This is a genomic window from Acidaminococcus sp. BV3L6, assembly GCF_000468835.1.
Lineage (GTDB): Bacteria > Bacillota > Negativicutes > Acidaminococcales > Acidaminococcaceae > Acidaminococcus > Acidaminococcus intestini.
In genome coordinates this window covers 46,609-58,970 of sequence record NZ_AWUR01000047.1, presented here as the reverse complement: position 1 = coordinate 58,970, position 12,362 = coordinate 46,609, and the positions used below count along the sequence as shown (strand labels likewise).

9 protein-coding genes are annotated in these 12,362 nt (G+C 51.8%); 4 read left to right on the top strand and 5 right to left on the bottom strand.

Annotated features, from left to right (window positions below; translation table 11 throughout):
* Positions 1 to 129 precede the first annotated feature (129 nt).
* Complete coding sequence (locus HMPREF1246_RS08580; RefSeq protein ID WP_021737275.1) at positions 130 to 729, top strand: LysE family translocator; 600 nt, start codon at positions 130 to 132, stop codon at positions 727 to 729.
* Here the strand turns inward: HMPREF1246_RS08580 and HMPREF1246_RS08575 are convergent.
* The 4 genes from HMPREF1246_RS08575 to HMPREF1246_RS08555 form a co-directional block, all read right to left on the bottom strand.
* On the bottom strand, positions 726 to 2,120 hold the full coding sequence (locus HMPREF1246_RS08575; RefSeq protein WP_021737247.1) for an MATE family efflux transporter: 1,395 nt from the start codon (positions 2,118 to 2,120) through the stop codon (positions 726 to 728). The genes HMPREF1246_RS08580 and HMPREF1246_RS08575 overlap by 4 nt on opposite strands.
* A gap of 531 nt (positions 2,121 to 2,651) precedes the next feature.
* Complete coding sequence (locus tag HMPREF1246_RS08565) at positions 2,652 to 5,708, bottom strand: efflux RND transporter permease subunit (protein WP_021737249.1); 3,057 nt, start codon at positions 5,706 to 5,708, stop codon at positions 2,652 to 2,654.
* A complete protein-coding gene (locus HMPREF1246_RS08560) occupies positions 5,708 to 6,820 on the bottom strand; it encodes an efflux RND transporter periplasmic adaptor subunit (protein WP_009015335.1) in 1,113 nt (370 codons plus the stop codon). The genes HMPREF1246_RS08565 and HMPREF1246_RS08560 overlap by 1 nt, the downstream gene beginning before the upstream one ends.
* Positions 6,817 to 7,446, bottom strand: a complete 630-nt coding sequence (locus tag HMPREF1246_RS08555; RefSeq protein ID WP_021737246.1) for a TetR/AcrR family transcriptional regulator — start codon at positions 7,444 to 7,446, stop codon at positions 6,817 to 6,819. The genes HMPREF1246_RS08560 and HMPREF1246_RS08555 overlap by 4 nt, the downstream gene beginning before the upstream one ends.
* A gap of 167 nt (positions 7,447 to 7,613) precedes the next feature.
* Here HMPREF1246_RS08555 and HMPREF1246_RS08550 point away from each other — a divergent pair, with 167 nt between their 5' ends.
* The 3 genes from HMPREF1246_RS08550 to serA all read left to right on the top strand — a co-directional run bounded on the left by HMPREF1246_RS08550 (position 7,614) and on the right by serA (position 11,262).
* On the top strand, positions 7,614 to 8,384 hold the full coding sequence (locus HMPREF1246_RS08550; RefSeq protein WP_021737274.1) for a C39 family peptidase: 771 nt from the start codon (positions 7,614 to 7,616) through the stop codon (positions 8,382 to 8,384).
* A 1-nt stretch (position 8,385) separates the two neighbouring features.
* Complete coding sequence (locus HMPREF1246_RS08545; protein WP_009015332.1) at positions 8,386 to 9,369, top strand: DNA recombination protein RmuC; 984 nt, start codon at positions 8,386 to 8,388, stop codon at positions 9,367 to 9,369.
* A gap of 303 nt (positions 9,370 to 9,672) precedes the next feature.
* A complete protein-coding gene (gene serA / locus HMPREF1246_RS08540) occupies positions 9,673 to 11,262 on the top strand; it encodes a phosphoglycerate dehydrogenase (RefSeq protein ID WP_009015331.1) in 1,590 nt (529 codons plus the stop codon).
* A gap of 63 nt (positions 11,263 to 11,325) precedes the next feature.
* Here the strand turns inward: serA and HMPREF1246_RS08535 are convergent, their stop codons facing one another.
* Complete coding sequence (locus HMPREF1246_RS08535; RefSeq protein WP_021737263.1) at positions 11,326 to 12,273, bottom strand: LysR family transcriptional regulator; 948 nt, start codon at positions 12,271 to 12,273, stop codon at positions 11,326 to 11,328.
* Positions 12,274 to 12,362 lie beyond the last annotated feature (89 nt).

Sequence of the window (12,362 nt, the reverse complement as noted above, 5' to 3'; positions counted from 1 at the left end):
AATTGGAGCTCTGCATTCTCTTTTGCACATTTCTGCTGCTTTTTCAGGATTCCAAAATATTTTTCTTGCCCTATTGCTGCCTTTTCGCCTACAATGGGACCTATCAGCATGTTGGAAAGGAGCCTTGGTATGGATCTTGCGGCCTATCTATCTTTTTGTTTTGTCATGAGCTTTACTCCCGGTCCCAATAATCTCATGAGCCTTGCCCAGAGCCGAGAGCGGACTTTTCGAGGCGCCCTGCCTTTTTTGCTGGGACTTCATGTTAGTCTCTTTTCTATGTGTACGGTCATCTATCTATTTATTCATGCCTTGGAAGATATCCTGCCTTTGATGGATCTTCCCCTGCGCATCTTGGGAGCCCTCTATCTTGTGTATCTGACGGTGCGCCTTTTCATGAAAAACGGAAGGAAAAAGACAAAGACAAAGACCATCGATTCCAAACGGCTCTTTTTCTCCGCCTTGCTCCTGAATTGGACCAATGTCAAAGTCGCTCTCTTTATGATGGTGGGCTATACGTCTTTTCTGCTTCCCGGTGGAGGCGGCCCTGTTTGGACCTTTCTTCTCGGCATGGTCATGAACCTTATGTGCAGTGCCGCCAATTTTACTTGGGCCCTAGGCGGCTCCCTCTTGGATCGCTTTTTCAAGGCTCACGAAAAGCCTGTCTCTTTGATGATTGCGTCCTTGCTTCTCTATTCTGCCGTAAAGATCCTTTTCCCCAGTCTCTTTTAGGATTGGGGACTTTCGTTAATGGCTGCAAGACGTCGGCTGAAGATCCATCTGGCTAGGAAGAAGGTCGCCATCTCCGCTGCTGTCTGGCTTTCAATAAGGCCCATATAGCCGAGGAAAGCACCCATGGCATGCATCAAGGGGATGTAGATGATGGCTTGGCGCAAGGCTGCCACAAGAAGGGTTGTTCTGCCGTCTCCCAGGGCTTGGAGGGAAAAGGTGATGTGGAAATTAAGGAAGGCAAAGGGCGAGGCCAGACAGCGGAAACGTAGGAAGAGAGCCCCTAACGCAAGGGTCTCAAGGCCGATGGCACTTTCTGGCTTGGCCGCAATGAAAAGGCTTGCAATGGGAACCGCGGCGAGCTCATAAAAGAGCACGCAAAGGAGCGAAAAGAGAAGGCCTGCGCGGCGCGCCATCTTGATGAACGCCTTCATGCGTATGAATTTTCTGGCCCCATAATGATAGGCCACAAGGGGCAGCATGCCTTGGCAGATGCCAAGGCCTGTATTGAGAGGAATCCGTTCAGCCTTCATGACGATGCCAAGGGCCGCCAGGGGTGCGTCGCCAAAGCCTGCCATGAGGTGGTTTAAAAAGAGGTTTGATGTATCAAAAAGCAGGTTCGTAAGGGCTGAAGGAAAACCCACGGAAAGGACGGAACGAATCTTCTCCTTGCTGGGCAATCCTTCAGGAAAGGTATAGGCAAGAGAGCTTTTCTTTGCAGTTTTTACGAGAGATAAGAGAAAGTAGCCTAGGGAAATCAGGTTTGAAAGGAGGGTGGCAAGGGCCGCCCCTGTCAGTTCCTCTCCTTGAGGAAGGAGAACGAACATGAAGAGGGGGTCAAGGATAATATTGAGGATGGCTCCTAGGGAAAGGCCAAAACTTGCTTTTTTGGCAAAGCCGACGCTTCGGAAAAGCTGGGCCAAGGTGCCTGATAGGACGGTCGGAAGGGTACCTAAGGTGACGACAAGAAAAAGGTAGGTCTCCGTATAGGCGTAGGTGGCAGGGGATGCCCCTAAAAGAACCAAGATGGGGCGGCGCAGGAAATAGAGGGTGAGGGAAAAAACAAGGGCCCCTGCAAGGCTTCCATAAAGGGAAAAGGCGCTTACCTGACGGGCACTTTTTTCGTCTCCTTCCCCAAGACAGCGGGACATGAGGCTGCCTCCGCCGACACCAAAAAGGTTGCTCAAGGCGACTGTAATGGCAAAGACGGGAAAAACCAGAGATACGGCGGCAATCATATACGGATTGCCTGTACGGCCGACAAAAAAGGCATCGGCGAGATTATAGATAAGGGTAATAAGCTGACTGATAATGGTTGGAATGGCCATGGCCGCAAGGGCTTTTGGCACCGAGGCTTCTTCAAAAAGGGCCTGGTTTTGGTCACGAAGAGACATAGGGAACGCTCCTTTCAGGTTCAGCTCCTATTGTAGCATGGAAAAAAGAAAAGAGACTGCGGAAAAAATGAGCGGTTCATTCCTTCGCAGTCTCTTTTTGTGCCGTCTTAGGCTTCGCCAAAATACTCCTTGAGTGTTTCCATGCCCGTCCGGTAGGTCGGAATGCCGCCTATGGCCATGCGGGCGTGGGTCTTGATTGCCCAAGGGATAAAGGAGCGCCCTCTCTATGAAAAAAGAGCCTGCGAGAATAGGGGGAACATTTCTTCGCAGGCTCGCGTTTGTTTATTCATTATGGGTTTATTACGTTATTGGCAAGAACCGTGACTTTGATAACATAATGGTTATACAGCCTCAAGGTTTTTATTCCATTAGCTTCTTGCCTGATAGCTGGGCGCTGGAGGTGACGACACGTGGTTAGGAGGGGAAGCGCCCAGGCGTCAACTATCGTAAATCGTGAGACGGGCTATCGTACGATACGGCATGAGCCCCTTGCCTCATATCGATCCTTTTTTAAAGCAAGGGGCTCACGTGCTACATCAAATCGGAGCGATTTTTGCTTCGAGTGGATTTAATCCTAAAGACTGTGCAGTAAAGCGTCGGCAAAAAGAGCAGGGTGAGGGCCGTAGCTCCCGTAAGGCCGCAGGCCATGGCAATGGCCATGGCGTTCCAGAAGGGACTGGCAAACATGGGGACAAGACCCAGGATGGTTGTGAGCGCGGCCAGCATGATGGGACGGAAGCGCACCAGGGAGGCCTCGACAACGGCTTCGTAAGGTGTCATGCCAGCTTCTTCATGGAGGTCAATCTGCTGGATGATGACCATGGAGTTGCGGATGACCGTGCCAATAAGGGCAAAGGAACCTACTTCTGCCATAACACCCATGGGTGCATTGAAAAGGAGCAGTCCCAGGGCAATCCCGGTAATGCACAGGGGCGCCGTTGCAAGGATGACAAAGAGCTTGCGGATGTCTTTCATTTGGAACATGAGAAGGATCAGCATCAGCACGAGCATGCCCGGGATTGGTCCCAGAAGGTACTGGGTGGCCTGCGTGCTGCTTTCCAGTGGCCCATCGATGGCAATGGTAACGCCTGGCGGGAGGCTTTCCCGAAGGCCTTCCATATCTTTCCAGATGGTTTTTGCCACGTCATTTCCTGTAACCCCTTTGCCGACATCTGCACCGATGGTAATGGTGGGCTGCAGATTGCGGCGCCAAATCATGTTGTTTTCCATAGTCGGGGTGATACGGGCTACCTGCGAGAGCGGAATGGAGCCCGATGCGGTGGGAATGGTGATGGCCTCCATGTCGCTTAAGGAATTGCGGTCCTTTTTGTCAAGCTGGAAGACCAAGGGTCGGATTTGGTCGCCGTCATAATACTGGGCGAAGGAATATCCGGAGACATTGGCGTATAGGACACTAGCTACCGTACTTCTTGTCAGGCCCAATTGCTTGAGACGGTCATTATCGATTTCAATCTTGACCGCCGGGGCCTTTTCCATCCAGTCGAAGATGGTCATGGTGACATTGGGATTCTTTTCCATTTCATCCCGAACCTTAGCTGCATAGGTACGGCATAGATCCGCTGTCGGGGCGGAAACACGGAACATGACGGGATAATCCTTCGGCGGTCCGAGAGGAATCGACTTGGAATAGGCTGTTACTTCCGGCAGCTCCATTTTGATGATCTTATCAATCTTTTTGGCAACGCGTTCCCGGGCCTTAACGTCCTTTGCAACCGTGACGAGCTGGGCATAGTTGTCACGGGGCTGGACGGGATTTAGAACGAGAATGAAACGAGGGGAACTTTTGCCGATATAGGCCGAATAGTGATCGACATCAGGGTCACCGTCGATCGCCTTCATGAGGGTATTCATTGCACGGTCACTTTCCTTGATGCCGGCGCCTTCGGGGAGGTGAAGCTCTGTAATGACCTCAGGACGCACCGATTCGGGAAAGAACTCCTGTTTGACGAGGGAGAGAAGGCCTATGGACCCCAGCAGGCAGGTGAGGGAGCCGGCGATGACCGTCTTGCGGTGGGCCAGGCACCAATCGATGATACGGCGGAACTTATTGTAAAAAGGTGTGTCATAACTTTCCTGTTCAATCACTTTAGGCCTGATCCATTCATAGCCCAAGGTGGGGGCAACGGTTTGGGAAACAAACCAGGAGAACATGAGGGTCATGGTGATGACCGGGAAAAGGGAGCCCGCAAATTCCGATACATTTGAATTCGCAAAGGCAATAGGAAGAAAACTGGCACAGGTGATCATGGTCCCAAAGCAAAGGGTCATGCCGTTTGTCTTAAAGGCGTAGGTGGCTGCTTCAAGGCGGTCCATGCCTTCGCTCATCTTGACTTCCATGAGCTCGACAACGACAATCGCGTCATCAACGAGCATTCCAAGGGAGATGATCAGGGCCCCTAGGGAAATCTTGTGCAGATCGATTCCCATGAGGTACATCCCTACAAAGGAGCCCATAAGGACAAGGGGAATACAGACGGAAATGACATAGCCGCATTGGCGCCCCATGGAAAAAAGGCTCACAACAAGGACGATGAGGATGGCTTCATAGAGCCCTTCCGTAAATTCACTGATGGAGTCCTCAACAACCTTGGGTTGGTTAGCTACTTGGGAAAGATCCAATCCCAAGGGCAGTTCTGCCTGCATTTTTGCTGTCAGTTTTTCTAAATTATGGCCCAAGGTAATATTATTGCCGCCATCTTTCATGGAAATGGCGATGCCGATAGCTTCTTTGCCGTTGGCATACATCTTGGGTTCAGGCGGGTCGGGGTATTCCTGGGTTACGCTGGCAATATCCCCCAAACGGAAGGTCCGTCCGCCTTGTGTAATCAGGATGCTGCGGATTTCATCAAGGGCCTTTGTCATGCCTGTAACCCGAATCTGGACGTTGTCCCCTTTGGCATCGACAGTTCCTGTGGCCGCCATGGCCGTTTCACCGCGGATGGCGCTGGTGACGCTGTCAAGGGAAAGTCCCAGCTCGGCGAGTTTGGTATTGGACATGCGGATGTAGATGTTCATGGGCTGCTCACCAATGAGTTCCACTTTGGATACATCGGGAACGGTGTAAAACTGGCGCTTTAGCTCTTCAGCCTTGGCGCGCAGGTCTTCCTTGGAGAAGCTGTCAGATGTGAGAGCATAGATATTGCCGTAGACATCATCAAAACGATCATCGAAGTAAGGCCCATAGATGCCGTCCGGCAGTTCTGACTGATGATCGATGACATAATTGCGAACTTCCAGCCAATGTTTGCGAACCTCGCTGTTGGGGACCTGTTCTTTTAGGATGACGTTTACGACTGAAACGCCGGGGCGGGAATAGCTCGTAATATAGTCGATGTCCGGTGTGGCTTGGACCATCTTGTCCAGCTTGCTGGTCACAAGTTCCTGCATTTCATCCGCCGTGGCCCCGGGCCAGGCCGCGGAAATGACCATCTGGCGGACGACAAAGTTTGGGTCTTCACTGCGGCCCAAACTGTGGAAGGAAAAGATGCCGGCGATGAAAATGAGAACCGTAAAGAAATAGACGACTTGCCGGTGCTTGACGCACCAACGGGATAAATTGAAGTTCATCAGGTGTCACTTCCTTCCACTTTGACCTCCATCCCTTCCTTGAGTTTGCTGATGCCGCCCGTGACGATGCAGTCGCCTTCTGTCAGGCCATCGGTAATCGTAACCGTGTCATCTTCGTAACTGCCCAAGGTAACAGGATGCAGAAAGACGCGGCCATCCGTGACAACCCAGATGCCAGTTTTCCCGGCAGCTTCATAGAGGGCGGAACGAGGAACCATGAGGGCGGCTGTGCCTTTTTTCATTAAAGCCACTTTTGCGGTCATACCAAGCTGCGCCCCTTGAGGCATTTCCGTGAGGGAAACCCGGACCTTGTAGGTCTTTGTAGCAGGGTCTGCCATGGGGGAGATGTAACGGACCGTACCTGCTGCTTCTTCGTTATGAAGGGCCCAGAAAGTTACCGTGACGGGAGTTCCTGGTGCAATGGACGCAAGTCGGCTTTCGGGAACGAAAATCTCCACTTCCCGCTGTCCGTCCTGAATGACGGTTGCCATGGGGCTTCCCGCTGTGGCTACTTGTCCCACTTCGCCGGAAAGGGCGGCTACGACGCCGTCATGATCGGCCGTAAGTTCTGTATAGCTGAGCTGGTTCTGGGCCGTTTGGAGACTGGCTGATGCCTGGGAAAGGGCGGCACTGGCGGCTTCTTCCTCGGTCCGATACTGGTCCCACAAGGAGGCGCTGACGGCTCCCTCTTCATAGAGGGCTTCGTAGCGGCTGGCATTGTCGCGGGCAAGCTTGGCTCGGCTGGCGGCGGCATTTACGGCTGCTTCAGCGTTCCTGACCTGTTCCCTTACATCCTTTGGATCAATGGTCATGAGGACGTCGCCGGCTTTTACCGTATCGCCGAGGTTTACGAGGCGTTTGGTGATGCGCCCGTTTACCTGGAAGGAAAGGACGGATTCATATTTGCCTCGGACTGTGCCAGGATAGGTGTAGGTCCCACTCGTTTCATCCGTACCGACCGTTATGGTCCTTACATAAGGAATGGTCTTGGCGGTCTTGGGTGGGAAAAGGATCTGGTAGAGAGCGCGCCCCAAAAGGATGAGGAAGAAGAACGCGGCAATCAGGGCAATCCGTTTTTTATGATGGGCCATATAGGCTTTGATTTGATTCATGGCTTGGGACTCCTTTCTGCTCTTTTCATGGGTGTCATGACAAAATCGATGAGTTCATCGAGGACTTCTTCTGTTGGTCTTTGATCGGGGTTAAGGGGAGTTGCCCGGTCCTTGACAAGGTAGAGGGTTTCCGTAATGGATTCCACCGTAAAGACGATATGGGAAAGCGCCCTCTCATCGGGAAATGGGTTCAGGAGACCTTCTTCGGCAGCCTTTTGGAAAAGGGATTTCAAATAGTTCCCCATGGAAAGGATCCGCTGCCAAACCGTATCATCAAGAAGGCCCGAGGGCATGATGAGTTCCTTGTAGCAAAGATCGAGATGGCCTGACGGATCAAGCTGGGTACGGAGCAGGGCCTTTAGGAAATAATGAATTTTTTGCAGGGAATCAAGAGGGGTCTCTTTCGTTTCCTGCTTGAGGTCATCAATGATCGAGAGCTGTCGGTCCACGACAGCGCGGTATAGGTCTTTCTTGCCTCCAAAGTAATAGGAAATAAGGGCGGGACTGCAGCCGGCCTTTTCTCCTAGTTCCTTGATGGTGACGGGATAATACCCTTTTTGTGTAAACAGCGCTTCCGCCGCTGTAATAAGGGCCCTGATCGTAAGGCTGGGATCCCTTTTTTTCATGGCAATCTTCCTTTCTATTAATTGATTAATTAATTAATAGTATACCACTCCTTTTTTGTTTTGTAGAGTAGGAAAGAGGCTAGGGGCTACCAAAAATGAAAAAACTTGTTATAATAAAAAGGAATTTACAAACAAAAGTTTGAATAATGGAAAGAAGGCGACCTATCATGAAGTTACTACATCCAGCAGCGCTGTTTTTGACCTTTGTCCTTACTGCGGGAAGCGCGGTGGCTTTTGCAGCCCCGGATCTTACGGAAGCCCTAAAAAAAGACGGTGGCGGTCCAGCTGCCTATCTTCATCAATTCGATCAAAAGGATTCCCCCTATTATGTCCATCCTGATTTTTACCGGATGAAGTCTCACGGCTCATTGCTTCTCCTTTCCCACTACCGGACGCATCAGCAGGAGACGGAATATACCTGCGGCCCGGCAGCGGCACTTACGGTCGCTGACTATTATCTTGGCAAATCGCCTCATAGTGAAATGGAAATCGCCCGCATCATGGAAACGCATCCGTGGGGAATGGAAGATGTAGGAACAAATACAAGGGGAATGGTGCGTTATTTTACCGGTATGGGCTGGACGGTCCATTCTTCCCTCACGGATGGTTCCCCGGAAACCTATGAGGCCTTTGTGGCCTTTGTGAAGCAGAACCTTTCCCAAGGCATTCCTATTATGGTTGAAAATGTGGATTGGGGCGGTCATTGGCGCGTTATTATCGGGTTTGATTCCCTTGGAGATGACAAGGGGGCCAATGATGTCCTGATCATGGCCGATCCCTATGACACAACCGATCATTTGCAGGATGGCTACGGCATTGTCCCCAGCCAGCGCTTTTATTATACGTGGTTTGATGCTAAGCTTTTTCGCCCTGATGAAGCGGATCGGCAGTGGCTGACAGCTGTCCCGCCCCAAAAACTGAAGAAAGGAACGCATTGATATGGAATTGCTCCTTCTTGCCCTCTTGTTGGGGGCCCTCCTTTTTACCATCATCCTGCTCTTCCAGATGCAGCGTTCGCTCCGGGAACGGGATGCCTACGAGGCCGAGGTAGCCCGGCAGAATGCAGAACAGCTGCGTTCGAGCCTTGATCAGAAGGTGACCTTGTCCATGAGCGTTGTCAGCGACCGACTTCAGCAGGTGAGCCGCAGCTTGGGAACGCTCCAGAGCCTTTCCCAGAATGTAGGGGATCTTAAGAAGGTGATGGGGAATGTCAAAAATCGCGGCATTTGGGGTGAAATGCAGTTGGCGCGCCTGCTTAGCGATATGCTGGCCCCTGATCAGTATGGAACGAATGTAGCCATCCGGCCAAGAAGTCAGGAACGGGTGGAATTTGCCATCTGTCTTCCCGGGAAGGATGGAAAGACGCCTGTCTGGCTTCCTATTGATGCAAAACTGCCCCAAGAAGATTACCTGCGTCTTCTGGAAGCCCGTGAAACGGATGATGAAGATGCCGCGCAGCAGGCCTTAAAAGGATTGGCGGCCCGGGTAAAGCAGGAAGCCCGGGATATTCGGGATAAATATATTGCCCCGCCGTACTCAACGGATTTTGGCATCCTCTATCTGCCCCTTGAAGGGCTCTTTGCGGAAGTGACCTCTGTGCCCGGCCTTTTGTCGGAACTGCAGCAGAAATATCGCGTGACCGTGGCCGGTCCAACAACGCTTGCTGCACTCATCAACAGCCTGCTCATGGGATTTAGGACCCTGATGGTGGAGAAAAAGACGAGTGAAGTCTGGCGTTTTGTTGTCAGGATCCAGCAGGATATGGAAAGCTTTGATCTTGCTGTGGACCGGGCCCAGAAAAAAATAGACGATGCGGCTTCTGCCTTGGAGGCCGTATCCCAGCGTTCCAAAATCCTGAAGGACCATCTTGCCCGAGCCGAAAAATTTTCAAATGCTCTTGACAAACAAAACGAAAGAAACTAAAATACAGAACATAAAGTTTAAAACATTTAATTAATATCATTAAAATTATTGATGAAGGAGAATAGTACAGGTCTCCCATCCTCCAAGAGAGCCGCGATAAGGTGGAACGCGGCAGGGTGGGTCTTGGAATCCGCTCCGGAAATGATAGGGAAAGAACCTATCCGGGCAGTGCGGCCGTTACCCCGTTTGAAGGCCCATTGGGTAAAACAAGGTGGCACCACGTGAGAGCTTCTCCCGTCCTTGGCGACTGTTGTCGCAGGGATGGGAGTTTTCTTTTTACGGGCGCCGAGAGGAGGAAGCATCATGGAAAAACAAAAAGTGCTTGTCGCGGAACGGATCTCGGATAAGGGGGTGGTCTGCCTAAAGGCTGAGAAGGCCCTTGATGTGACCGTTGATTTTGACATCAAGCGGGAGGATCTCTTACAGGTCATTGGGAATTATGATGCCCTCATTGTCCGCAGCGTGACAAAGGTCAACGAGGAGCTGTATGATGCGGCAAAAAAACTCAAGGTGATTGGCCGGGCTGGCAATGGTGTGGATAATATCGATCTTGACGGTGCCACCAAACGGGGCATCATTGTGGTCAATACGCCGGAAGCCAATATCATTTCGGCCGCTGAACATACCATCGGTCTCCTGCTTGCAAGCTGCCGCAATACGGTCCGGGCCAACAAGATGCTCGAAGAAGGCATCTGGGAACGCAAGGACCTCAAAGGCAGCGAGCTCTATCATAAAACGCTTGGCATCATTGGGCTTGGCCGCATTGGGGCTCTTGTTACAAAGCGCATGCATGCCTTTGATATGCGCGTCATTGCCTATGATCCTTATATCCCTGATTCCCGTTTTCAGCGCCTTGGTGTGGAAAAATGTGAGACCTTGGATGATTTGCTGAAAGAAGCGGATGTCATTACCATCCACACGCCTAAGACGGAAGAGACGGTCAATATGCTGGGCGCGGCTGAATGGAAGAAGTGCAAGAAAGGTGTTCGCGTCGTCAACTGTGCCCGCGGCGGGCTTTACAATGAACAGGACCTTGCCGAAGCAGTGAAGGAAGGAATCGTAGCAAGCGTCGGGCTTGACGTTGTGGTGGATGAACCCAATCCCATCTCTCCCCTCATCGGGATGCCTCAATGCGTTGTGACGCCCCACCTTGGGGCCAGCACTTTTGAGGCTCAGGATAAGGTGGGCCTTGCCATAGCCGAGGAAGTCATCAATGTCCTTGGCGGCAAGATGGTTCCCAACGCCGTGAACCTTCCTGCCATTGCGGCAACGGAACTGGAAGATCTGCGGGGCTACCTTGCACTGGGGGATGCCTTGGGAAAACTTTACTATCAATTGAAAAAAGCACCGGTGGACCGGCTGGAGATTGTTTATGAAGGGGCCGCGGCCCAGCAGGAGACGCAGATGGTGACCCGCAGCATCCTTCAAGGTCTCTTGTCACCGGTCCTGCGGGAACGGGTCAATATGGTCAATGCTGAACTGGCCGCTGAAACGCGGGGCATTACTGTGACAGAAGGTAAGGTCAAGGGGGAGGGCCGCATGAACCGAGTGGCTGTCCGCATTGGGGCTGGTAAGGAGAGCTTTACGGCAGCTGGCATGGTGACGCCGGATAATCAGCCTCATATTACGGAAGTCGAGGGCTATCAGTTCGATACGATTCCGGCGCCTTACATGATTTTTGCCCGCAATGATGATAAACCGGGGATGATTGGTCAGATTGGGACCCTTTTGGGCGCCGGACACGTCAACATTGCGACCATGCAGGTCAGCCGTAAGAAAAAAGAAGGGACTGCCATGATGGTACTCACCGTCGACAGCGCGGTCGATGGGGCTACCCTTGAGATTGTACGGAACCTTGACGGTATCAGTGATGCCCAGTTGGTCCGCCTCTGATCGGAACTGCAAAAAAGGACTGGAAGAGAAGGAAAATCCTTCTTTTCCAGTCCTTTTTCAAGGTTAGTCGATATCCGCCATCTCCATTCTTTTGAAGCGGGTGGACACAAGGTCGAGGAAATCCCGCTCCATCTGGGAAGGTTTGGTCTCTTTTTTTCGAATGGCGCCAAAGCGGAACCGTTCCTCGCAGCCAAGGAGCGGTACGGAGATGACACCGTAGAGGGAATCTTGGTCCCGGAATTCCATGATGCCCACAGTAAAGAAATTGGTTCGCGACAGGAGGCGCATCTGTTCCTGACGGTCATTGACGTAGATGATCTTGCGGGCGTTGTTCAGGTCGATGGGGCCTGATTCCGTCGTCAGATGATAGATAAAATCCTCATACTGGCCAATGTAGCGGACAAAGCCGTAGTCGACAAGTTCTCGGATGTCGATACCATGGCGTCCAACGGTGCGGATGAGTTCATGTTCCGAGGAAAGGCATACATAAGGCCGAAAGGTGGCAAGGGGTTCATAGATAAGGCCCTGCTCCTCAAAGTTCCTAGCAAGATCGTCCGCCTCTTTTCCGGCCATATGAAGGATGCCGATGTTGGAGCGGTTTTCCTTTACATCTTGGACGACATCGAGGGTGGCTCCTTCACAGAGCCGGCCCGTAAAACTGTCAATGTCCTGATAGCGTCGGCAAATCTCGTTGTAGCACTCTGCTGTATGGGAAAATCGGGTCATGCTTACATTGAGGCAGCTTTTTTCGATGCGGTGGGCATTCACCATGTTCTGGAGGCGGTCCATTTCCTTGAGGATGACCTGACAGTGGAGGAGGATGCGCTGACCGTCGACAGTGAGTTTTGTCCCGTGGCTGGTTCGGCGGAAGAGGGTAAGCCCCATTTCCTTTTCCAGCTGGCGGATGATGTGGCTCAGCTGGGGTTGGGAAATATAGGCGGCTTTGGCTGCTTGGGTAATGGAGCCGTATTTGGCGACGGCAGCAAAATAGCGTAAATTATTTGTATCCATGGTGATTTCCTTTACTCATTGGTTCCGATGCTGTGATATGGCTATTATATCATAGGAATGAGGGGGAAAGAGATTTTCATGAGGGCCAT

What these genes read in the sequence shown, in the direction of transcription:
- HMPREF1246_RS08555 (WP_021737246.1), bottom strand. Translation starts at nt 7,446, where the DNA reads ATGAAAAAAAGGGATCCCAGCCTTACGATCAGGGCCCTTATTACAGCG.
- HMPREF1246_RS08560 (WP_009015335.1), bottom strand. Translation starts at nt 6,820, where the DNA reads ATGAATCAAATCAAAGCCTATATGGCCCATCATAAAAAACGGATTGCC.
- HMPREF1246_RS08550 (WP_021737274.1), top strand. Translation starts at nt 7,614, where the DNA reads ATGAAGTTACTACATCCAGCAGCGCTGTTTTTGACCTTTGTCCTTACT.
- HMPREF1246_RS08580 (WP_021737275.1), top strand. Translation starts at nt 130, where the DNA reads ATGGATCTTGCGGCCTATCTATCTTTTTGTTTTGTCATGAGCTTTACT.
- HMPREF1246_RS08575 (WP_021737247.1), bottom strand. Translation starts at nt 2,120, where the DNA reads ATGTCTCTTCGTGACCAAAACCAGGCCCTTTTTGAAGAAGCCTCGGTG.
- HMPREF1246_RS08565 (WP_021737249.1), bottom strand. Translation starts at nt 5,708, where the DNA reads ATGAACTTCAATTTATCCCGTTGGTGCGTCAAGCACCGGCAAGTCGTC.
- serA (WP_009015331.1), top strand. Translation starts at nt 9,673, where the DNA reads ATGGAAAAACAAAAAGTGCTTGTCGCGGAACGGATCTCGGATAAGGGG.
- HMPREF1246_RS08535 (WP_021737263.1), bottom strand. Translation starts at nt 12,273, where the DNA reads ATGGATACAAATAATTTACGCTATTTTGCTGCCGTCGCCAAATACGGC.
- HMPREF1246_RS08545 (WP_009015332.1), top strand. Translation starts at nt 8,386, where the DNA reads ATGGAATTGCTCCTTCTTGCCCTCTTGTTGGGGGCCCTCCTTTTTACC.